At 56.5% G+C, this 22,044-nt stretch carries 21 protein-coding genes; 8 read left to right on the top strand and 13 right to left on the bottom strand.

Features of this window, described 5'->3' with window-relative positions; all coding sequences use genetic code 11:
• Positions 1 to 14: 14 nt before the first annotated feature.
• From VFX97_16635 to bshB1, 4 genes are all read left to right on the top strand, one after another.
• The gene (locus VFX97_16635) at positions 15 to 707 is read left to right on the top strand and encodes a zf-HC2 domain-containing protein (GenBank protein HEX5704828.1); all 693 of its coding nucleotides are present in this window, start codon (positions 15 to 17) and stop codon (positions 705 to 707) included.
• A 38-nt stretch (positions 708 to 745) separates the two neighbouring features.
• Entirely contained in the window at positions 746 to 1,495 is a 750-nt protein-coding gene (locus VFX97_16630) for a DUF4097 family beta strand repeat-containing protein (GenBank protein ID HEX5704827.1), read from the top strand.
• Between the two features lie 35 nt (positions 1,496 to 1,530).
• Positions 1,531 to 2,412 carry a hypothetical protein gene (locus tag VFX97_16625; GenBank protein ID HEX5704826.1) on the top strand — a complete coding sequence of 294 codons (882 nt, stop codon included), beginning with the start codon at positions 1,531 to 1,533 and terminating at the stop codon, positions 2,410 to 2,412.
• 116 nt (positions 2,413 to 2,528) lie between these two features.
• Positions 2,529 to 3,272 (top strand): bacillithiol biosynthesis deacetylase BshB1, encoded by a 744-nt coding sequence (bshB1, locus tag VFX97_16620; GenBank protein ID HEX5704825.1) that lies wholly within the window; start codon positions 2,529 to 2,531, stop codon positions 3,270 to 3,272.
• Between the two features lie 86 nt (positions 3,273 to 3,358).
• On the opposite strand, the gene VFX97_16615 is transcribed toward bshB1, so the two are convergent.
• The 4 genes from VFX97_16615 to VFX97_16600 form a co-directional block, all read right to left on the bottom strand.
• Complete coding sequence (locus VFX97_16615; protein ID HEX5704824.1) at positions 3,359 to 5,269, bottom strand: hypothetical protein; 1,911 nt, start codon at positions 5,267 to 5,269, stop codon at positions 3,359 to 3,361.
• A gap of 78 nt (positions 5,270 to 5,347) precedes the next feature.
• Positions 5,348 to 7,222 (bottom strand): hypothetical protein, encoded by a 1,875-nt coding sequence (locus tag VFX97_16610; protein ID HEX5704823.1) that lies wholly within the window; start codon positions 7,220 to 7,222, stop codon positions 5,348 to 5,350.
• Between the two features lie 188 nt (positions 7,223 to 7,410).
• Entirely contained in the window at positions 7,411 to 7,974 is a 564-nt protein-coding gene (locus tag VFX97_16605; GenBank protein HEX5704822.1) for a NifU family protein, read from the bottom strand.
• Between the two features lie 115 nt (positions 7,975 to 8,089).
• Positions 8,090 to 8,743 carry a hypothetical protein gene (locus tag VFX97_16600; GenBank protein HEX5704821.1) on the bottom strand — a complete coding sequence of 218 codons (654 nt, stop codon included), beginning with the start codon at positions 8,741 to 8,743 and terminating at the stop codon, positions 8,090 to 8,092.
• Positions 8,744 to 9,111: 368 nt separating this feature from the next.
• Here VFX97_16600 and bshA point away from each other — a divergent pair, with 368 nt between their 5' ends.
• Genes bshA through VFX97_16585 form a run of 3 tightly spaced genes read left to right on the top strand, consistent with a single transcriptional unit; the run spans position 9,112 to position 13,585 of the window.
• Entirely contained in the window at positions 9,112 to 10,236 is a 1,125-nt protein-coding gene (gene bshA, locus VFX97_16595; GenBank protein HEX5704820.1) for an N-acetyl-alpha-D-glucosaminyl L-malate synthase BshA, read from the top strand.
• A 60-nt stretch (positions 10,237 to 10,296) separates the two neighbouring features.
• Positions 10,297 to 12,462, top strand: a complete 2,166-nt coding sequence (locus VFX97_16590; protein HEX5704819.1) for a VWA domain-containing protein — start codon at positions 10,297 to 10,299, stop codon at positions 12,460 to 12,462.
• A gap of 10 nt (positions 12,463 to 12,472) precedes the next feature.
• Positions 12,473 to 13,585, top strand: coding sequence for a glycosyltransferase family 4 protein (locus VFX97_16585; GenBank protein ID HEX5704818.1), 1,113 nt, complete (start codon positions 12,473 to 12,475; stop codon positions 13,583 to 13,585).
• A gap of 52 nt (positions 13,586 to 13,637) precedes the next feature.
• On the opposite strand, the gene VFX97_16580 is transcribed toward VFX97_16585, so the two are convergent.
• Positions 13,638 to 15,143, bottom strand: coding sequence for a glycosyltransferase family 39 protein (locus tag VFX97_16580; protein ID HEX5704817.1), 1,506 nt, complete (start codon positions 15,141 to 15,143; stop codon positions 13,638 to 13,640).
• Positions 15,144 to 15,452: 309 nt separating this feature from the next.
• Here VFX97_16580 and VFX97_16575 point away from each other — a divergent pair, with 309 nt between their 5' ends.
• Entirely contained in the window at positions 15,453 to 15,947 is a 495-nt protein-coding gene (locus tag VFX97_16575; protein HEX5704816.1) for a hypothetical protein, read from the top strand.
• A 74-nt stretch (positions 15,948 to 16,021) separates the two neighbouring features.
• Here the strand turns inward: VFX97_16575 and VFX97_16570 are convergent, their stop codons facing one another.
• From VFX97_16570 to VFX97_16535, 8 genes are all read right to left on the bottom strand, one after another.
• Positions 16,022 to 16,933: an ABC transporter ATP-binding protein gene (locus tag VFX97_16570; GenBank protein ID HEX5704815.1), complete on the bottom strand. Its 912-nt coding sequence runs from the start codon at positions 16,931 to 16,933 to the stop codon at positions 16,022 to 16,024.
• 6 nt (positions 16,934 to 16,939) lie between these two features.
• Positions 16,940 to 17,854: a hypothetical protein gene (locus VFX97_16565; protein HEX5704814.1), complete on the bottom strand. Its 915-nt coding sequence runs from the start codon at positions 17,852 to 17,854 to the stop codon at positions 16,940 to 16,942.
• Positions 17,851 to 18,630 carry an ABC transporter permease gene (locus VFX97_16560; protein ID HEX5704813.1) on the bottom strand — a complete coding sequence of 260 codons (780 nt, stop codon included), beginning with the start codon at positions 18,628 to 18,630 and terminating at the stop codon, positions 17,851 to 17,853. The genes VFX97_16565 and VFX97_16560 overlap by 4 nt, the downstream gene beginning before the upstream one ends.
• A gap of 86 nt (positions 18,631 to 18,716) precedes the next feature.
• Entirely contained in the window at positions 18,717 to 19,199 is a 483-nt protein-coding gene (locus VFX97_16555) for a type II secretion system protein (protein HEX5704812.1), read from the bottom strand.
• Positions 19,200 to 19,303: 104 nt separating this feature from the next.
• Positions 19,304 to 19,792: a prepilin-type N-terminal cleavage/methylation domain-containing protein gene (locus VFX97_16550; protein HEX5704811.1), complete on the bottom strand. Its 489-nt coding sequence runs from the start codon at positions 19,790 to 19,792 to the stop codon at positions 19,304 to 19,306.
• A gap of 316 nt (positions 19,793 to 20,108) precedes the next feature.
• Positions 20,109 to 20,888 carry a CPBP family glutamic-type intramembrane protease gene (locus VFX97_16545; protein ID HEX5704810.1) on the bottom strand — a complete coding sequence of 260 codons (780 nt, stop codon included), beginning with the start codon at positions 20,886 to 20,888 and terminating at the stop codon, positions 20,109 to 20,111.
• 17 nt (positions 20,889 to 20,905) lie between these two features.
• Entirely contained in the window at positions 20,906 to 21,463 is a 558-nt protein-coding gene (locus VFX97_16540; protein HEX5704809.1) for a hypothetical protein, read from the bottom strand.
• A gap of 75 nt (positions 21,464 to 21,538) precedes the next feature.
• On the bottom strand, positions 21,539 to 21,769 hold the full coding sequence (locus VFX97_16535) for a hypothetical protein (protein ID HEX5704808.1): 231 nt from the start codon (positions 21,767 to 21,769) through the stop codon (positions 21,539 to 21,541).
• Positions 21,770 to 22,044 lie beyond the last annotated feature (275 nt).

Raw genomic sequence — 22,044 nt, 5'->3', positions numbered from 1 at the left:
CAGAGGTTAAGACAATGAACTGCGAGAAGCACCAAAATCTACTCAGCGACCTGATTGACGGGTCGCTCACTCCCACCGACTGCGACGAACTTGAAGCGCATTTGCAAGCGTGCCCCAGTTGCGCCGACACGCGCACTGACCTGCACGCGATTGTCCAGTTTTGCCGCGAGCACCGTGGGGAATACGACGCCGTGCCGAGCGAACGCGCTATGTGGCTGCGCATCAGCAACACGATTGAGGCTGAATTGGCAGCCGGCAAATCGAAGGCTTTACCAGTCGACGCGGGTTGGTGGTTCCGTTTGACGAACCGCAACTGGCAACTTTCGTTTCCGCAGTTCGCCACCGCGATCGCAGCCACCGTGGTCGTGGCCGTGCTGGCCACCGTTATCGGGATGCGAGCTTTTAACAGCAGCGGCTTTCGATCGAGCGGCCTGGCAGTAACGTCCGACGCCGTCACGGTTAAAGATCGCTATCGGCAGCAACAGCAGACCATCGACTACTGGAATAAGCGGGTTGAACTGAACAAGGCGCGCTGGAATCCGGAAATGCGCGAAACATTCGACCGCAACCTGAACGTGATCGACGCCGCCGTCACCGATTCGATGGGAAGATTGCAGCAGAATCCTCACGATGAAGTTTCGGAAGATATTCTGAACGCAGCCTTGAGCGACAAGATCGCCTTGTTGAAAGAGTTCGCTGAGCTATAATCCCCCGGCACCAGAGTTTGAAAGCAGACCCGATTGTGATGAACCATCGCCCACTTGCCCGCACCGCCAAACGCATTACGCCAGTCGTTTTCGTCGTCCTGATTTTGACGGCGGCGGCGTTTGCGCAGAAAAGCGTGTCGCGGAAATTTCCAGCCGGCAAGAACGTCAGGCTTGAACTGAAGAATCTTTCGGGCACGATTACCGTCGAATCGTGGAACCGGGATGAGATCAAGATCACCGCGTCGATGGATGCGCCAACAGTGCATTTCAATCCGCGGCTTACCGAGGGTGGGCTGGTGATCGACATTGTGGGCGACAACCGTGGCCGCAGCGATGTGGGCGACGTAAACTTTAAAGTTCAGGTGCCCGCGCGATCGTCCGTGGATCTGGAAACACGCCGCGGGCAAATCAATGTCAGCAACCTGCAAGGTGACCTGGTACGCGCGCACGTCTGGACTTCCGGTGATATTCAGCTTTACGGCATCAACGCAGGGCGTGTGTTTGCGTCGAACTCCACCGGCGACGTCTTCTTTGACGGCGAGTTTGCTTCAGGCGGAACCTACGAGTTTAAGTCGGGTCAGGGCACGATCACCCTGCAACTGCCGGTCAACTGCGGTTTCCGTTTGGTCGCGACTGCGCCCGCGCAAAAAATCTCAATGGGTAAGTTCTGGAATCCAAACATGAGAACGGTTGGCGAGGGCCGTCGCATCATTGGCGATGTCGGCGATGGCCGCGCATCGGTTACCGCCACCACCTATCAAGGCAACATCAACTTCCGCGTTCGCTAGACAAACTCTTTCCCTCTCCCGCACAATCCGCTTCAGTGAACAGACCGAGAGCACTGCTAATCGCGTCGTTGAGCTCAGCTTTAGTAACGGCTGCTCTTTTTCTGACGCCGGCTCAGGCACAGAAAGAAAAGAAACCGCCCGCACCGGCGGCCGCTAACCTCAAACGGACAATCAACCGGCGCGCAACACATCGTTTGCCGTACGGCGGCAGTGTCAGTCTGGTAGCGCCTCCGGTAAGCTCGATCACGATCGAAGGCTGGTCTCGAAGTGAAATCGAGATCGAGGCGGACATCGAGCTGCAAGCGCCGACCGAAGCGGACTTGGATCTGCTCGCCGCAATTAACAACCTGGCGATCGATGTTGATACCAATCACGTGCGCATTCTGACTTCAGGCACGCACGACAAGAAATATCTGCAACGAGTGGCAAAGAAGTTTCCCAAGACGCTTATCGGCTTGCCCTGGAAGATCGACTTTCGTCTGAAGATTCCCGCGCTCACTGATGTCGATATTGACTCCGGCGTCGGGCCGATAAAGCTAAGCGGTGTTGAAGGTTCGATCCGGCTCGAGGCGTTGCAAAGCGACGCCGACCTGACGCTGACGGGCGGTTATTTTTCCGGCTTGATTCAACGCGGCGCGGTGAAAGTCACGATTCCCTCGCGCAATTGGCGCGGTCTGGGCGCGACTTTGCAATTAGCGGGCGGCACGCTGGAAGTCCTTCTCGCCCCCGGTTTCAGTGGCGACGTTGACGCGAACGTTCTCCGCCTGGGCGAGATAAAGAATTCCTACGCTGGGCTCACCCCGCGCGAAGGCGGTGCGAACAATCCCCGATTGCTGTTGGGCCGCGCCGGCGCCGGCGGGGCAAAGCTGTCGTTCACAGTGGGAGACGGCACACTTGAGATCAAGCCATTGAATTAGGTCTTTGGGTTTTGGTCTTAGGTCTTTGAAAGACCGTGCTTGACCGAAGACCGAAGACCGAAGACAAAGACCAAAGACCAAAGACAGACCAAAGACCAAAGACCAAAGTCCAAACGGTGACTGATCAGACCCAACTCGACGTGCTCGCCGTCTTCTCGCATCCTGACGATGCCGAGTTAACGATGGCCGGCACATTACTCAAGCTGAAGTCGCTCGGCTACCGCACCGGCATCGCTGATATGACACGCGGCGAAATGGGAACGCGCGGGACACCCGAGATTCGGGCGAAAGAAGCACTGGATGCGGCTCGCGTGATGAACCTGGATGCGCGGGTAAATATCGGTTTGCCAGACGGCCATCTCGCCCTCAACGAAGAGAGTAAGTTGGCGGTCGTACGTGTTTTAAGAAAGTACCGGCCCCAGGTCGTCTTCTCCGCGCACTGGGACGATCCGCATCCCGACCATGCAGCGACCGCGCATATCGTACGTGAAGCCGCGCGCCTTGCGACCATGCGCCGATATGACAAAGACGTAAGCCTCGAACCGATTAAAATGCCGGCCATCGCGCACGCAGTTTATTCGCGCCTGGTGGTGCCCTCGTTCATCGTCGATGTATCTGAATTTGCCGAGAAGAAGATGGAAGCGATTCGCGCGTACGCCTCGCAGTTCTACCTGGCCGACTCAAGCGAGCCAGAGACGCGAATTGCGCAGAAGGGCTTCTTGCGGCAGATCGCTGATCGCGCACGTTACTATGGATCTTTGATCGGAGTTGAGGACGGCGAACCGTTTTATGTTCGTGAGGCGCTCAACGTGGAAGATCCGTTCGCCCTATTGACCCGCCCGATGAATATCTATTCCTGACGTCAGCCGCCAGTTGTCCGTTGTCAATTGCAAAAACAACTCTCCGAGTTCCAACTGACAACTGACCACGGACAACTGACAGTCTTTTATTTCTTCTTTTCTTTCAAAACCGCCGTGGCGATGGCGATGGTAGCGTTGGCTCCAGGCGTCTCGTGCTGAATTGCACGCGCCAGTTCTACAGTTTTGTCGTAGTCCTCATTCGCCAGTTTTTTGAAGATAGCGGCAATGTCGAAATCCGAGAACCCGTGCTGGTGACTGGAGTTAATTCCGTTTCGGTTCAAACGAAATGCGATTTTTCCATCTTCCCCGGTAAACTTCTCGGCGGAATTCGCGGCTTTGACCGCATCGCCCATCGCTTCCCAAATGGCTGCCCGGTTAAAATTAAATACGACGTTGGCGATCGCAATAAATGCCCGCGGGCGGTCAGGATCTGATGTTTCAATCCGTCGAGCTTCAGTCGTCGCTGTCTCGATCAGACTTATGAACTTTTCGCGATCGCCGTTACCTAGCGCCCTGGCGGTGCTCGAGAGTAACCACGCCTTTTGAAAATGAGTCAGCTGTCCCGTCCGTACCAGCTCGATCGCCCGATCGACATCTTTCTTCTGCACTAGTTTCCACGCAATCGACGCATCGATGTAGCCGCGTGCTTCGTTGCGCAAATCCATGTCATCGATCTTCTCTACATATGCACGCGCGCGCGAGTCATCGCTCTCAACCATTGCTAGCGCAAGCTGAAGATTGAGTTGATCGCGCTCGTCAGCGGTGTTTGCGCGTTCGCGTCGTTCCAGAAGTGATTGTTCGTCGGAAGAAGGGTTGCGGGCATCAGGTCCCGGCCGGGTCGCCTGATCGTTACGATTTGGCGGACGATCGTTGCCATCGATTGGGGCGCGAGTGAACTGATCGTCACGATTACGGGCCTTGTCGCTCGCGGCCGCGGTCAAACCTTCGAGGTGGGTCCTAATCGCGCGATTGATTTCCGCAGGCGCATATTGGTCAAACAAAGGCATTATTCGCCTAAGGGCGAGATACTGACTGTCACTGTCGGTGCTCAAAGAATCGCCGAGCGGACGCAAAAGAATCGCAGCCGCAGCCTGAAAGAAAGCTGACCGTAAACTGGCCGGCGCGTTAATTGGCGGCGCCGGCCGGCCAGATTGCGCGGTCGTTGAGCGAGGCAGGAACACGACATAAACGTGAGGTGTGAAAAGGTACGAGGCGAGTAAGGACACGGTATTGGCCTCGGATTGAGGATTGTTCGGGGCGCTGGTCAGCATGGCAGCGTAACGACCGTCGGCGGCGGCAGCGTTTCTTTCGCGCAGGCGCACGAGGAAACCTATTGACTGAATGTTTATCGAACTCATGGCGGGATCAGCCAAATGAAGCGCGCGCTCAATTTCGCCATCTCTTAGCAGGTCGGTTGCCAGTGCAAAGCGTTGCCGCGTGGCTTCATCCGCAACTAAGGTGTTTTGGCTTCGACCTGGCTCGGCCGCAGTTTCACGAGCCTTCTGGTCTCGGTATTTGTCCAGAAATTCTTCGGTCAGAGTTCGGTCGCGTCGGGCTGCCAGATCCAGCACTTCCCGGCGCAGGTCTCCCGGGTCGAGCCGCGAGTAACCACCTCCTGGGTTCGCAGCTCTCTGTTGACGGAGATCCTCGAGCGCTCGTTCGCGACCCTTCGCATCACCGTTTTCGGCGGCGTCCCATGCTGAGCGAAACAGGGAACGGCTCCTATCCTGGTCATTCTCCCAGAGCATGTCTGCAATGCGCGCGAGTGCCCGCGCACGCGTTGTATCGTCCTTAAAGTGACGCGCGTCGACAGCCAGATTAATCAGAAGCGATTGGGCATTGGCCTGCCGCTGTAATAGCAGTCGTTCCGCGGCGAGTTCGGCTTCCGTTTTTTCCGCCATCACCGGCGGCGGAGGTGTTGGCTGTCTTGATTGAGCACCGGCAGGCAAATACACGGCGAGAGAAAAAACGACAACGAAGAATAATTGCAGACGCATGGAGGTTACCTGAAACAGAGAATTCGGACCCACTGACAACTGACCACTGACAACTGACCACTGACAACTGACAGTCTCTTACTTCTTCTTCTCTTCCAAGACCGCTTTGGCAATTGCAATCGTAGCGCTGGCACGCGGCGCTTGCTTTTCAAACAGACGCGCCAGCTCGATGGCCCGCGCGTAGTCTTCGTTCGCAAGGTCACTGAAGACCGGGGCGACGTCGAACTCGCGCGCGCTGGAGGTGCGAATCGAAGACATGCCTTTCGTAAGCAGACTCACGCGCAGCACGCCGTCCTCACCCGAAAAAGTCGGCGCCGAGTTCGCGGCTTTGGTTACATCCGAAACCTGGTCCCAGGCCTTGCGACGATCGACCAGTAAGTAAGTGCTCGCGATAGCCATGAATGCGCGCGGCCGATCCGCATCAGCGGTTTCGATACGCCGCGCTTCCAGGTCTGCCTGTTCCAACAGGGCCACGGCCTTTTCGAGATCGTTCTTGTAGACGAACTTCGCCGCCTGCGTCAGTGCCCAAACCTTCTGAATGTGAGGCAGATCGCCGATGCGCACCATTTCCTGGATCCGATCCGGCTCTTTCTTCTCGATGGCGCGAAGCAGCAGCATGGCATCCATAAACGGACGCGCCTGGTTGCGAACCTCGATGTCTGAGACTTTTTCGACGTACTCGCGCGCCCGCAGGTCGCCGTTGTCCGTGTAGAGCCGCGCCAACTGAAGATAGAGTTGGTCGCGTTCCTCGGCGGTCTTCGCGCGTTCGAGTTGATCAAGCAAAGACTTCTCACGATCGTCGCCTGTCTCTTTCGGCCTGATTCCTTCACGCAAAGAGTCGTCATCGCGATTGCGATAGTCCTCAGGCACGCCGCTGCCGAGAGCCTGCATTTGCGCGCGCACGGCCTCAGTCGTTTCACGCGCCGCATACCTTTCAAAGAGCGGCATCAATCGCTTGAGCATCAAGTACTTTCCAATCGGACCTGCCGAGGTCTGATCCTGTCCCGTGGGTGGCAATGGCCGTAGTAGAACATCAGCCGCAACCCGAAAGAACGCGGCGCGCAGATCGGGCGAGACTTCCGGTGGTCCGCTGCTTCTCGATGTTTGCGTGTTCGAGGATCCGCCGCCGCTGAAAGTGACAAAGACGTGCGGAGTAAACAGATACGACGAAAGCAAAGAGATCGTATTCGCGTCAGCCTGCAAGTCGCCGGCGGCCCGCCCGAGCAGCGCGGCGTAGCGGCGATCGGCAGCGACCGCGTCCTTTTCGCGCAGGTAGGAAAGAAAGTCGATCGCATCGCGCGTCAGCGTCATCAGTGCCGGATCCGCAAACTGAATCGAGCGCTCGACGTCGCTTTCGAGTAATTGCCGAGCGAGATTCAATCTCTGCGTAATTGCTTCGGGCGTATTTAAAAGATTGGCTCGATTGCGATCTGCCGCCTCCTTTGCTTCCTCCTGCTTGTCGCTGGTCAGCTTCGCGAGTAATTCCTCTCCAAGTTTGCGATCGCGACGCGCAGCGAGGCGAAGCACTTCGTTGCGAATGCTGCCGCGACTGGCAACCGCGGAGCTGCCCCGTCGTGCTTGCTGCTCCTTGATTTCCTCTAAGGTGATACGCCGGCTCTCTTCGTCTACAACTTCCGCTGCATCCCAGGCCTTGCGAAACATTGCGCGGGCACGTTCAGAATCATTTTCCCAGAGCGCGTCGCCAATCCGCGCCAGCGTGCGGGCGCGCAGTCGTTGGTCGGTGTACGTCGCCGCGTCGGCCGCCAGCGAGATGAGGACCGACTGGGCATTTGCGCGGCGCTCGCGCAGAAGCCGCTCGGCTTCGGCATCGTTCTCATCTTTAGCCTTGGCGACGTCCGACGGTGACGGTTTGGCCGGTTCGGCAGACTGGCCAGCCGCGACAGGCGAAATAGCAAGAAGCAAAAGCAGGGAAAGCAGGCAGAGTCGGCGCATTTCTTGAATCTCCGGAAAAGTCAGTCGGACGAACGTGTGGTGATAATAAAAACGCGTCGGGGAGAATGGTAGTTCCGATAGTTTGGAGCGCAGGCATGTTGCCTGCGGTACGCCGTCATCCTGACGGCTCATGTTTTTTGGTTTGCGCGCAGGATGCGCGCGAACCGCACGCAAGGATGCGTGCGCTCCTACACGGGCACGACTTCCAATTCAGGATCAACTTCCGTCTTGAGCATGTTTTCTATGGCCATGAGCGTACCTGTCAGAGAGCTGGGACAGCTGCCGCAGGCCCCTTGATAACGAATTGTCAGTGTGTGGTCTTTCAGGTCGATGATTTCCAAATACCCACCGTCGCCCATCAGATAGGGGCGCACTCGCTCATCGAGGATTTCATTAATTTTCAAAAGGCGCGGGTCGTCGCTCGTGACGGCAGCGATGGCGCCTCCCACTGCGGCGGTCGCGCCATTGCCGGGAGCCGGAGTCGCGGATTCCGCGGCCCGGATCGGTACGGCGAGCGCCGGCAAGAGTTCATCCCAATCCGCCACGTCTTCCTTCTCAACGGTGACCATGTTGTCCATGTAAAAGACCGAGACAACGTTACCTATCTCGAACAGGGACTTCGCCAGCGAATCGCCCTGGCCCTGATCGGCTGAGGCAAACTGGCGCGCGACGCCGCTGGTGATCGGCTCGCGCAGAATGAATTTCACGGCGTTGGGGTTCGGTGTTTCCTGAATGTCGCTGATTTTGGGCATTAGTTTAATTACCTGTGCTGTGATTATAAACGCGGACAATCGCAGACTGCTAATGCGGTCCTGGAGCGCCGATTCTCAAACCGTTTTGTTGAAATTTTCCGAAGGGCTGATTTAACTAATTGCCGGACTCGAACGGGAAGTGCTGAGTTTGTGCGAATAGCTTGGTAATGCTCTTTATTAACTCGTAGCGCTCGGTCGCAAGCGTGTCCATTTTCTTGATCATTTCCGCGTACAAAGCTGCGAAATGTTCCTGGCTAGCTTTGTCCAGCCGATAGTCCGCGGAGGAAAGAAATTCCCAACTCGGCGAAATCGCACCCACACTCTGAGACATATTGTTCCCGTACTTTAATAAAAGGTCGTGGAAAACCTTCAGTTCTTCCGGCGAAAGCAAATCGAAGACCTGGGCTTCGCGCTCTAAGTCCCAATACCACCACCACGCGTTTTTATCGAGGTCCAAATAATCAGACGTATGCTGTTGTTGGAAAAGTCTTTGGGTCTCTCGAACCTGTGCAATGGAAAAACGTCCACGGACGTTCTGCGCGTTAAAGGTATGCATTCGCGTTTTCATCGCATTCAGGCGGCTGTTCATTTCTTTGTTTCGTTCGCCGAAAACAAAGGCCTTCTTGAGCCGTTCAGTCCTCGATAATTCTCTTCGGTTGGACTTTTCAACGATTCTCGGAATGCAGTAACTACTGACCAGCGCCAGTAGCAGGGGAATCAGTAGGGCCGTCAAGCCGGTTTGGACCCATGAAGTTGCTTTCTGTTCCATCGGGAGGTCTTCCATTTCGCGGCCCTTACCCAACTGCCGCTCGGGTCGCTACAAATCCGAAGGTTAGGACTACCAAACATTATGATTCGCGGCCGGAGATCATTTCATCGCCTGTCAGAGACGCCAATCACAAGCTGAATCTTGACCCGAAAGGTGAAGGAAACCTCTTGCGAGCCCGGGGTCATGGGTATATAGTCCCCAGCCTCACTTGGCCCCCCTTTTTCTCAAAAGGTGAGACAAGTTGAGACGAGGTGGGCGATTGCGAGGGTCGCCCGCCTCTCTTTTTTGTGGTCAGTTGTCAGTCGTCAGTCGTCAGTGGTACGTTGCCGAGCATCAACTGACAACTGACCACGGACAACTGACCACGAATGAACATCGGCATCACAGTCTATCCAACCTACGGCGGCAGCGGCATTGTCGGTTCTGAATTGGGAAAGGAACTAGCCGCGCGCGGTCACAACGTTCACTTCATTTCGTCCGCCCTTCCGACGCGGCTGACCGAATTGAACGAGCAGGTGCACTTTCACGAAGTCGAAATGATGTCGTATCCGTTGTTCGAGCATCAGCCCTACACGCTGGCTTTAGCGACGAAGATGGCCACGGTGGCAGACAACGAAAACCTCGATTTACTGCACGTCCATTACGCGATTCCGCATTCGATCAGCGCGATTCTGGCGCGCGAGTCGATCAAGAGCCATCGGCGATTGCCGGTCATCACCACGCTGCACGGTACCGATATCACTTTGGTCGGCGCCGATCGTTCGTATCTGCCGATTACGAAATATGGGTTGGAGCAATCGGACGGGGTGACGGCGATTTCTAACTATCTGAAGCAATCAACAATCGAGCACTTCGGATTCGATCGCATCGAAGTCATTCCGAATTTTGTTTGTCCGGAAGATTACAAGCCGAAAATCGATTGCGAGTTGCGCGAATCAATGTCGCCCGACGGCACGCCGGTGATGGTTCACGTTTCCAACTTTCGCCCCGTCAAGCGGCCGGTGGACTGTGTTGAGATTCTGGCGCGCGTATTGAAGAAGACGAAAGCAAGGCTGGTCATGGTTGGCGATGGCAGCGAGCGCACAAACTGTATCCATCGGGCGAAATGTCTCGGCGTGTCCGACTTCTGTCGATTCGTCGGTAAGCAACCGAACATCGTCGATTACCTCTGTGCATCGGATGTGTTGCTGCTGCCGTCAGAACAGGAATCCTTCGGATTGGCGGCATTGGAAGCGATGGCGGTGCAGGTGCCTGTGATCGCGTCGCACGTCGGCGGGCTACCGGAAGTCGTTGAGGATGGCGAGACCGGATTCCTCAGTCACGTCGGTGACGTGGACAAAATGGCGGACGACGCGGCGCGACTTCTGATCGACCCAAAGCTGCGCCGCGAGATGGGAAAGCGCGCCCGCGCGTTGGCCATCGAGCGCTACAGCACGCACAAAATCATCCCCCAGTACATCGAGTTCTACGAGCGAATCCTGGCCGCGAAGTGATCATCAAAGAAGTGGCGCCGGATGATTCAGTTTTCTCAGGCATCGAAGTATTATCCACGCATGAAGACGCGACTCCCGCTCGCAATCCTGCTCATCACGCAGCTGCTAAACGGCGGTCTTGCACAGCAGCCGGCGCCTACGCCGACCCCCTCGCCCACTAATCAGGAACGGCCGCAGCAACCCGAAGCTGAGGACGTTGTTCGTATTACCACGAACCTGGTGCAGGTTGACGCGGTGATTACCGATAAAGATGGGAAGCTGGTCACGGATCTGAAGCCGGAAGAGGTGGAGATTTACGAGAACGGCCGGGAGCAGAAGATCACGAACTTCTCTTTCAATCTCAGTGAGAGCACATCTCCTGCACGAGATGCGAAACGAACCGCGGCCGCCAGGAACGCGCCCCCGGTTCCTCCCTCGCGATTGAGGACGGAAGACATCCGCCGCACGATCGCGCTGGTGGTCGACGATCTTGGATTGTCTTTCGAAAGCGCTCACTTCGTACGGCTCGCGTTGAAGAAATTTGTGGATGAACAGATGCAGCCCGGCGATCTCGTGGCGATCATTCGCACCCGCGGCGGCGTGGGCGCGCTGCAACAGTTCACGACTGACAAGCGTCAGCTTTACGCGGCCATCGAACGCGTGCGCTTTTACCCGAGCGGCCGCGCCGGCATCGGCGCGTTTGCGCCGATCCAGCCGCCCACGCCCGGCGAGCGCGGCCCCGAGATTGACGAAGCCAATGAAGAACTCAACCAGTTTCGCGAGGACGTGTTTTCCGTCGGCACACTCGGCGCGGTGAATTACGTTGTGCGAGGTTTACGGGAGTTGCCGGGGCGCAAATCCGTTCTGCTAATCTCAGATGGGTTCAGGATTTCCAGCCGCGACGATCCGACGCGTAACTATCGGACTGCGCAAAGACTCCAACGTCTGGTTGACGAAGCCGGCCGCGCTTCTGTGGTCATTTATACGATGAACGCCACCGGCTTGCAGACGCTCGGCCTGACCGCTGCCGACGATGTGTCGGGTCGTGACGGGGAGCAGATCCAGAACGCCTTGAACAGCCGCCGCAACGTCGCGTTTGAGACGCAGGAAGGGCTGGACCAGCTCGCGCGGCAGACCGGCGGCATCGCCATTAAAAACAATAACGATCTCAGCGGCGGGATACGGCGCGTCCTGGAAGACCAGAAGGGCTATTACCTCATCGGTTATCGACCGGACCAGTCAACTTTTAATCCTCGGACCGGCCGCCGACAATTTCATCGTCTCTCGTTGAAGATAAAACGACCCGGCAAGTTCAACGTGCGCATGCGTCAGGGATTCCTTGGTATCAACGATGACGAGCGCACCGAGGCGCCCCGGACCATGGCGCAGCAGCTTCTTCACGCGCTCATGTCCCCGTTCGGCGCCACGGGCGTGCATTTGCGGCTGACTTCATTATTTGGAAACGATAACAAGACGGGTTCGTTTATGCGTTCGCTATTGCATATCGACGCAAACGATCTGACCTTTACGAAAGAGGCCGACGGCTTTTACAAGACAATGATCGACGTCGTCGCGATCACGTTTGGCGACAACGGCGTTCCCATCGATCAGCTGGGAAAGACATATCAAATGAGAGTGAGCGACACCGAGCACAAGCGCCTGCTGCGCGAGGGATTGGTCTATTACGTCACGGTGCCCCTTAAGAAGCCCGGCGCATATCAGTTGCGGATGTCGCTGCGCGATTCGGCCAGCGAACGCGTTGGCTCGGCTAGTCAATTCGTCGACGCCCCGGATATCAAGAAAAAGCGGCTTGCGCTTTCCGGGATTATCCTGCGGGCGCAAAGCCCCGCCCAGGCGGGCGGCGCGCTCGCTTCGGCTGCCGGCGAAGGACGTGAAGAGGGTAGCGCTCGGACCAGCGCCGCGGTGCGGCAATTCAAACCCGGAACGATCATCGAGTACGCGTTCTTCATCTACAATCCGAAGCTGGATAAAGCATCATCTCGCCCCCAGCTCATCACGCAGGTCAAATTGTTCCACGACGGCAAAGAGATCTTCTCGGGTAGAAAACTTCCCTATGACAGCAGCGGCCAAGTCGATCTGCAACGATTGCCAACCGGGGGCGCGATTCAACTTGCCAATAACATGGCACCCGGCGACTACGTACTCCAGGTGATCGTGACCGACCCGCTCGCTGACAACAAGCATCGAATCGCGACGCAATGGATGGATTTCCAGATCGTGAATTGAAGCGCGCTCGATGCGGATTCTTCAATTATCTTCAGCACGCCATTTCGGAGGAGGCGAGCGTCACTTTGTCGATTTGACGAAGGGCCTTTTGCGTCAGGGCCATGAAGTGTTTGTGGTTACGACGCCGGCTTCTCCGCTCCTTTCAGAGCTACCAGAACTTCCCGGCGGCAACGTTCTACAGCGGCCCTTCCGGAGACCCTTTGACCTGGCCTCGGCGTGGAAACTCCGCCTGTTCGCGCGCGAACACGAGATAGAAATCATTCACGCGCACATGGCGCGCGATTATCCACTCGCCGCTTTGGCTGTAGGAAAGTGGGGGCCTCGACTTGTCCTGACTCGACACGTTCTGTTTCCGATGGCTAAGGTTCACAAGCTCACGCGCCGCCGGGTTGCGCGCGTGATTGCGGTATCCGAAGCGGTCGCTGCCAGCTTGCGCGAGCAGAAAATCTTCGATGAAGCTCAAATCGCAGTGGTTCGACACGGCATTGATCTCGAGCGGTTTCAGTCCGTCGTCGGAAGAAACGAAGCAAAGACGCTGCGGGTGGGAATGTTAGGTGAACTCTCTCCCGTTAAGGGCCAGAAAGAATTTGTGCGCGCCGCCGGGATAGTCGCAGGTCAACGGGCGGACGTGGAGTTCATCATCGCGGGGCGAGATAACTCTGCCGAAGGTGAATACAGAAGGGAACTGATGCAGTTGATTGAAGCTGCCGGCCTGACTGACCGTGTTAGCGTCATCGAATCGAAAATCGACGTCGCTGAGTTTCTGTCGCAGCTCGACGTGTTCGTCTCAGCCTCACGTTCGGAAGCTTTCGGGCTCGCAATTGCCGAAGCGATGGCCGCGGGAGTTCCGGTGGTTGCGACTGCCAGTGACGGCGCCCGCGAAATCATCACTGACTCAGAGACAGGACGCCTGACGCCTATTGGCGACGTAGAGGGGTTGGCCAGACAGATCGCCGAATTGTTGGGTGACTCTGCAGAACGAAAACGCCTGGGCGATAATGCCCGCCTCAAGGCCGCCGAAGACTTTTCTTTACCTCGAATGATTGCGGAAACCGAAGCCGTCTACTCCCAGGTTCTGAACACCGGCAGTGGCCCAGGCTTAGTCTGTGATCTTTCCGAGTGAATTCACAGACTAAAGTCTGTGCCACTAATCTCGCCGGCTTCTAAGGCACGCTTCAGCGCTCGCGCGACAACTCCACCAGAAATACCTGCTCGCCTTGCGCCACTGACGACAGAACATTTCCTGTTTGGTAACCGAGAGTCTTCAGGTGACTCATTGGTGGCCGGGTTTCGTCCCAACGCCGGGCCCTGAAAGCAACCCAGATATGCTGACCGTTAATTTCTGATGCAGGCACGGTTTCAACTTCACTGAAGCGGCGTGGCAGAAAAAATGCCGGGTCGTCAGGTACACCCGGCAAGCCTCTCACTACTTTGACTCTGAAGGACGGCGTCACGGTCCGCTCCGGGGCGAACCAAACGTGGTAGGCGACCAGGTCCTCGAAAGTGTAAACGACGGGCGTTGGTTCGCCCGGTGTGGGCGCCGGGATCTGCTTCGCAAGATTGTTCCATTCGCACCACGAAAGCTGTGGCGCCGGCTTCAACGAGTAAACAACACCGGCAAGGACAATTACCGAGGCGAGGCCGATTAGCACGGTCAACTTAGTCCAGTACGGTTTCAGGTTCGCGACCGCGATGCCCGCGAGGACGAAAAAGGGAACTGCGGAAATTATTAAGTGCCGCGTGCCCCAAATTGAATAAGGCAATAGCCAGCTTAGCCCCGCGCCAAAAATTAGCGGAACAAACGTAAGCGCAAGCATCACTCGTTCAGGTTCGGTGAACGCGCGATCTCGCCACCGTCGGAAAAATAGAATTGCCACAGCCACGCCGACGAGCAACAAAGCCAGCCACCCGATCAGAAAACTGTCAGCTCGGTCGAGGGTGCTTTGGCTGAACAGAAACGGTTTATTCAGCAGAACGAAATATTCGACAAGGTCTCGCGCGTTTGGACGCTTGATCCACCCAATGTTTTGGGCCAGCCCCCGCGCCGGTTCGCGGAACGTGGCCACGGCATAGATCCACGGAACGTACGCGAAGATAAGCACTGCCGCCGAGAGCAGAAATCGGCTGAGGTTCTTCCGATACCAGGTGAGTACGAGACAAGCCTGAGCAAGTAGGAGCAGCCATCCGTAGTAATGCGTGTAGACGAGTAAGAGGTTGCAAACGGTTAAGGCTGCGAGAGTCCGAGGGCGTGAGTTCCGAACGAATCTAACAAACAACCAAATCGAAGTGACGCTGAGAAACAGCAAAAGGCTGTACATGCGAACTTCCTGCGTGTACTTGACGAGAAAACCGCTGACCGCGATCAGCATGAAAGCGAGGTTTCGCTCTTTCGGTTTCAAATTCAGTTCGCGACAGAGAAGGTAAAAGGGCGCGATGGTGGCGACGGCCAAAAGCACGGAGAGGAGTCGAAGCCAGCCGAGCGACTCGCCGCCGATGCCGATCCAAATTTTCAGCACCGCATAGAACAGTGGTGGGTGGATGATGTCGGCGGCGACGAACTTAAACATCTCGGCCCAACCGTGGCGCGCGGCATGAACTGAAAAAGCTTCGTCGAACCAAAGGCAGGTGGCTGTCAGATGCCACAACCGCGCCGCCATGAAAATCAGGAAGGCGATGACCAAGACAATTCCTCCCGCCGAGAAACGAGAGGTGTCTGCCGAAGAGATCTGAGATTTGAGATCTGAGATCTCAGATCTGAGATCTGAGATTTGAGATTGTTGATTGTCGGGTGTGGTTGCCATAACTCAGGCCGCGCGACATCTTACACGCTACCTATCTCTGGCGTGCAAATTGTGGCACAGACTTTCAGTCTGTGGTTTTTCCGCAAAAGGCGTCACACACGGAAGTCTGTGCCATTTGCGCGTTGGAGGCGCACCCGCCGTAGTTTCTCGTCGCTGGAACTGTGCGATAAAATGCGGGTCTAACAAACCATGGCCGCTAACAGCATTCCGGAAGACAAGCCCCGGCGAACTCTAATCATTGTCGTCGCGGTGATCGCCGCCGTCGTCATCGGCGGTTTTTTCTATCTGCTCATGCGCGAGACGGCTGCGCCGGGCGCACCCGCGACCCTGGCAGACGCCGTCCGCGCCGGCTCACCTGAGTTCGAACAGTACCGGGAGAAAATTGCGCTGGATAAACCGGAAGCGCTGCAATCGACGAACGTGCTGGGTGGATTTCAAATGGATTTAGAGACGACCGTGCGGAACTTTACGGGCCGCACAATCGTCGGGCTGGAGATTCGCGCCGCGATACTGAACAGCCAGGGAGGCGTTCTCAGAGACCGCACAATCGTGGTCATCCCCGCGAAACGCGCGGAACTGGAACCGAACAAGACCATGTTTGTGACGGTTCCGATAAGCCAGCTAAAAGAAACGGATGACCGGGCAAGTCTCTGGATGGAAGTGACCGCGTTCAAGTTGAGGTGACTGGGGCGCAAGCGTCTCGCTTGCACGTCATCGATAGACTTAGTCACGGCAAGCGAGACGCCTGCGCTCCAAGCCTACAAGAATAATTCTTCCAGCGACTGCCGCACCGGCTGAACTGAAACCAGTTTTCCATTCGCCTTTCGCACTGCGGCTATCACGGCATCGATTTCCTTTTCGTCCTGAATGTGAATTCTTAATCCGCTGGCGTCGATCAGCACCTGCACATCGCTTCCTAAACTCTCTCTCAACACTGTCTCATTTGCGCCAGTCGCGACAATCTCAATTTGGTTTGAGCCCTGCGCGCGTAACTCATCGAGCGATCCGGCATGTGCCAACCGGCCCTGCTTCAGAATCGCGACGTTGTCGCACAGGACTTCGATATCGGACAGAATGTGCGAGCACATGAAAACCGTTTTGCCTTCGGTGCGGAGCGAGGCAATCAGATCGCGCACTTCGCGACGGCCGACGGGATCGAGACCGCTCATTGGCTCGTCCAGGAACACGATTTCGGGATCGTTGACCAGTGCTTGAGCGAGTCCCACCCGCTGCAACATTCCTTTTGAAAGCTTGCGTAGTTGCCGGTCCCAGCTTTTTTGATCGAGATTCACGCGCTGCAACAGTTCTTCCGCGCGTCGCTTGCGCGTCGTTGAATCCAGGTCGAACAGCTGTCCGGAGTAGTCGAGGAACTCGCGCGGCGTCAGGTAATCATAGAAATAAGGGTTTTCAGGTAGATAGCCAATTCGTTGGTGCATCGAGATGTCGTTGATGTCCTGGCCAAGAATGCTTGCCCGGCCGGCGGTGGGAAAGATCAGTCGCATCAGCAACTTTAGCGTCGTGGTTTTGCCGGCGCCGTTCGCCCCGAGGAAGCCAAAAATTTGACCCGGCTCGACTGTAAGAGACAAGCCGTCCAGCGCGCGGACTTTGCGTTTGCGCCAGAAACCAACCTCGTAATCTTTCGTCAGATTGTCGATTTCAACGATCGGCATAGTTTTCTAGCCCGCCACCTTCGAGCCTACACCAAGACCGACATTGCATCCGCCGTCGGTCAGCCGATAAGGAACTCCGCTGGGATCTAAAGGAGTTCCATTAGCCATATCGATTTGCAAACGTGCGCCTCGGAAGAAGGGAAGAAGTTCGCGCCACGACGTTGGACAACGACCGGCTCGCTTTCGGAATTCATCCTGTGCGCGCGTGATTACCTCGCGATCATCTTCCGAATCCAGCCTCATCAGATGCGCGACAACCATCTCTTTCACATTCTTGTTGTCGGAAGATTCGTACAGATGCCGGTACATGTCTCGTGCGGCCTGGCGCGAACCAGCGTCAGCTTTCAAGCGCGCGCTCATCGCGGTCATCCAGGGCGGAGCGCCGGGAAGCCGGGCGCCGGCAGCGTAAATCTCGGAGGCAGTGGAATACTCGCGGCGCTGCCAATAGATGTATCCGAGGTGTTGATGCAAGCGCCACGACGAGGGATTGGCCGCGATGCCTTTGTTCAGCAGCGCGATCGCTTGATCGGGATTCACCTCGGGCAGAATCACGGCGCCATACTCGTAGACCGGAATGAATTGCGGATCGAGCGTCGTAGCAACGTCGAGCAAACTCGCCAGCAAACGCAAATCAAGACTGGACAGGTCACTCAACACAAATTGATCCTTACTGGTGTCTTGATGACTAACGATTTTGCGCCCGACGTATTGCAGCGAACGCATCCAGTACCAGTCCGCGGCCAATCCGTTGAATGCCAGAGTCAGCCGCTTTGCTGCCGGTCCGTTTAGATAGAGTTGTGATTCAGCAAACTGCTTTGCGTGATCGGTTCGATGCGCGTCGAGCCATCGACTCAGGGCCGCTGAGGCTCCCAGGCCGGCAACCAACACAACAATTAACGCTGCCTCGCGTTTCATTTTCATTTGAAGTTTCGCCGTCCGAAAATGAGGCTGGCCACTGACAGCAGTACGGCCACGTAAACGACGGCATAAATCCCCGCGACCAGCACCGCGGCCGGTTCGGGTGTTAGCCCATGCGCCGTCGGTGTGATTGCGCTGTAATTGGAAAAATTGGGCAACAGATAATAGAGCCCGCGAAAGAGCCAACGCGTCGGAGCGCTGCCGCTCGCGTTTGCCAGAACTTTCAGGTCAGCGCTGAAGTGCCCAATGATGAAAACGAAAAAAGTCAGCAGGGCGGACAACGCCGGGCTGGAAAACGACGAAAACACCAAAGCGACGGCGGTGATAATCAACAGTTCAAAGTAGATCAGGAGAATCGCCGGCCAAATCCTTCCCGCCAGCGGATGCCATCCTCGCTGCACATAAACCAACGCGAGCGTTACGCCCACGCCCATCACTGCGACGTTGACGAGCAGCGTCAAACTAAGGCCAAGATACTTGCCAACCAGAAACTGGCCCCGGCCGATCGGCTTTGAAAGAATTGCGTAAAGCGTGCGCCGCTCGATCTCTTTGAATACCAGGCCAACGCCGACAAAGATTGCGATGAATGCTCCGAACAGCAGCATCGCGCTCAAACCCAGATCGACGATTATTTTCGCTTCCTGGCCGGCGGAGAGCTCTCCCAAAAAAATAGCGCTGCCAATCAAGAGCAGCGCAAAGAGAATTAAATTGTAGAGGACGCGATCGCGAACCGCTTCGCGGAAAGCATTACGGGCAATCGCAATTGTCCGACCTGCCATGAAGGTGAATATACACGCCCCGAAAGATTTTGTGCACTAACTTTGTGTGACGACCGTGGAAGATTGCTTTTACGCAGAACCTGCGCTTACTGATTTCCCGTGGCCGGGGCAGCTCTGACCGCTGTGCCATCCGGGTAGGCAGCCAGGCCACCGCCTGAGTCGCCGTGGATCACGCCATCTTCGGTGACGCCGAAACGGCGCGTTCCCGTCTGGCCTATGCCGGCGGTAATCATCGGCACCGCGGTGGCGTAAAAAAGTGCCGGTCTAATGCCCGGCGCGCTGGGCGTAGCAGCGAAGTTGTATCCGCTCTTGGAACCACTGCCCAGAACCGCGTCGGTCAAAACGTCTGCGCGTACCTGAGCCAGTGTGCCATAGTCGCCACGGCCCGTAGTTGCCTGGTACGTCAGCTCGCAACTCTGAATCGTTCTTAGCGATGATTGAGCCGAGGCCTCGTTTGCCGAACGGCGCGAAGCCAATAGGCTCGGTATCGCTATGGATGCCACGATCCCGATGATAGCGACAACGATCAAAAGCTCGATGAGCGAAAATCCCTTAGCTTGACGGCTCATAATATTACCCCTCTCAGGTCAGGGTGGGGTGGGGCACTGGTTGAAAAAAAGCGGGGTGGAAGATGCTCCCACCCCGCGTACCAAGTTTTGACCTAAGTCAAAGGTTAGTTGCCGAGGTCAGGCGCAGCCATTACCGCGGCTTCGCTCGCATAGGCTGCGAGACCGCCGCCCGAGTCACCGTGCATCGTGCCATCGGTGGCAACACCAAAACGACGCGTGCCGGTGCCCATGATTGGTCCGGTAACCTGCGGAACCGCAGTCGCGTAAAACACGGCCGGGCTAGTGGCCACAACCAAGTCGGTCGGGTTGATTTCGAAGTTGTAACCACTCTTGCCTCCAGCTTCCAACTGGTTGTCGATTAAGTTCTCGGCACCCAACTCAGCGCGAGATCCATAGTTGCCAGCGCCGACAGTTGCCTGGTAAGTACCCTCGGCACTGTGAATGGTTCGCAGCGACGACTGGGCAGAGCCTTCGTTCGCGGCGCGCCGGGAAGCGAGAAGGTTCGGGATCGCGATGGCGGCGATGATGCCGATGATCGCGACGACTATAAGCAGCTCGATGAGCGAGAAGCCTGCTTGACGGTTGTTCTTCATATCTTTTCTTTGCTCCTTAATGAGATAAGCTGGTTTTGTTTTGCTTCGCGCCACCGGCTTTATCTCGTCGATGAACCGCAGCGCGCGATTTGTCGCGGAAGTACTCTTCAAGGCCCGTGCCACGTTGCTAAAAGATTCGAAGTGGAAAAAAAGCTGAGGAAATTGGCGAAGTTCAGCGGTGCTCAGAAAAATAATCCTGAGACGATAAGGCGTTCCTGACAATTACTGTCATTGAGGCAGTGACGCTTTTGGTCAACGGGCGGGGAATGGGCGAGGAGAATTGATCCGGTCACTTCTCGCCGGAGCCTGAGACGGTTTAGCTTCCAAAATAACTAGCCGACACTATCCCTACGTGCGCCAACATATGCGCAATGATCGCGGCTTCCAATCCCTTGCGCCAAAACAGATAGCCGGCGATTAATCCGAACACCCCGTTCACGGTGACTACGAATGCAACGACGGGCAGGGTAAGCGGGCCGCCGATGGCCACCGCTACCGGTAAATGTCCCACTCCGAAAACGATCGACGAGATTAAGATGGCGCCCACGAAACAAACTGTTCCCGGCTGAGGGCGCCGTCTTTGAAAGACTCTCCATGCCACCCACACCAGCAGCGTTAGCAGTCCCCATCTCAGAAGTAATTCTTCGGTGATGCCGCCGTAAAGCAGGCGCGTCGGCAGCGGCAGCAAACGGTTGAAGGCTTCGGCTCGCGTCACAAAATCCCCAGGCATGAACGGTCTCAGGAAGGCCCAGCTAAGCACGAGGACGGCTGCCGCGATCAGTCCGGCAATCACACCGGGAATGATTTGCGGCTTGAGCGCTGCCGTGAAGCTCTTGCCACGCGCCAATGCCTCAAACGCGGGCGCGGCGAGATTCACCTTTGGCGACAAAAAGACTCCGCCGAACACCGCCAGGGCCAGCAACGCCGTGGGCTGAATCAGGCTCAGCAATTTCAGCAGCCACGGTGAGGGAAGTTTAGTCCCATCTTGTACCGGCATCATCGCCAGGAGTGCTGAAAGATCGACCAGCAGGAACGAGAGAATGCCAACGAAGCCAGCCAGGAAAAGGTACGCCGAAAGTTTGGTTTTGTAGGTCATTCGGGAGTTCGGCCGCGTCAATGGGCCTGCCAGGCGGTGCCGTCATCGTAGAGGATGCGCACGATCATAACTTGCTCGCGAAGCCCCTCCCGCTCATTTTTGCCGAGCGTGTAAGCGCTGATTCTCCGGGTCGGCGGCTTTGAGATCGTGACCGAAAGTTCTTTGCGTTTGCCGGCGCCAATGTTTTCCACGCTGGTGAACTCGCGCCGTCCAAACTCCTCGCCGGTCGCCGCGTCCGCGAAGACATAGTCCCACTCAATTTCCTTGATTGCCTTTGATCCGGCATTGATGACGGTGAGTTTGTAATCAAAAACGTAACGAGGAGGTGCGGCTGTTTTCTCCCGGCGGCTCTTTTGCTCGCGGGCCTCCCGCTCTTCCAGGATTGATCCTCGACGACTGCGCACATCCGAGATTTCGGTCGGCTTGCCGAAAGGAGTTTTGTCCCAGTCGATACGGACCTTGCTCCAGCTGTGCTTCACGACCTGGAGGTCTGATGGTTGGGACGTCGCAGGCGTTTGCGCGCGGACGAATGTGGCGGCGAACACGATCGCTATCAATGTGACAACGACTCTCATTTTGATCAGTATCCCTTACTTAAAAAGTGTCGAACAAGCTCCCCGGTCCAAAGAGTTACTCGCCAGCGTTTCAGTCTAGTGCCGGCTTTGAAGAGCGCGAGCGACAAAGAACACCGCTACCGCGACAGCCGTGAAAAAACCCACCGCCGCTATAGTGAATGAGCGCGCGCTGATCCCGGATGCGAACATAACATTGGTGGGGATGAACAGCGTGGCAGCAGCGAGAAGTAATAACATGGTGAAAACAAACACCAGCAAACTAAGAGCGCCAAGGTAAACGAGGTTTGGAATGAACTGTTTTCCCATCACTACCGGCCTAATAAAACTGTCTTAGGAGTTGTTATTATCCGGCGCGCCGCAGGACAACGATCCAAGTGTCGACTCTGGTTCGATATCGCAAGCGCCCTCCAAGTGCTGACGGCACGACGCCCGAGTTAAGCCTTTCGCCAAGATAATACGCAAGCGAACTGAACGCGACAATCCGGATGCGTGGCTGGACGTGGGCTTGACAGACGACGTGCGTGGCGTCGAACATGCGCGGGCTAGAGCAACCACGCCGCTGGAGTGTATCGGCGGCCTCA

The sequence above is a fragment of the Pyrinomonadaceae bacterium genome (genome assembly GCA_036277115.1).
In the GTDB taxonomy this organism is placed as follows: Bacteria; Acidobacteriota; Blastocatellia; order Pyrinomonadales; family Pyrinomonadaceae; genus UBA11740.
This window is presented reverse-complemented; position numbering and strand designations above follow the sequence as displayed.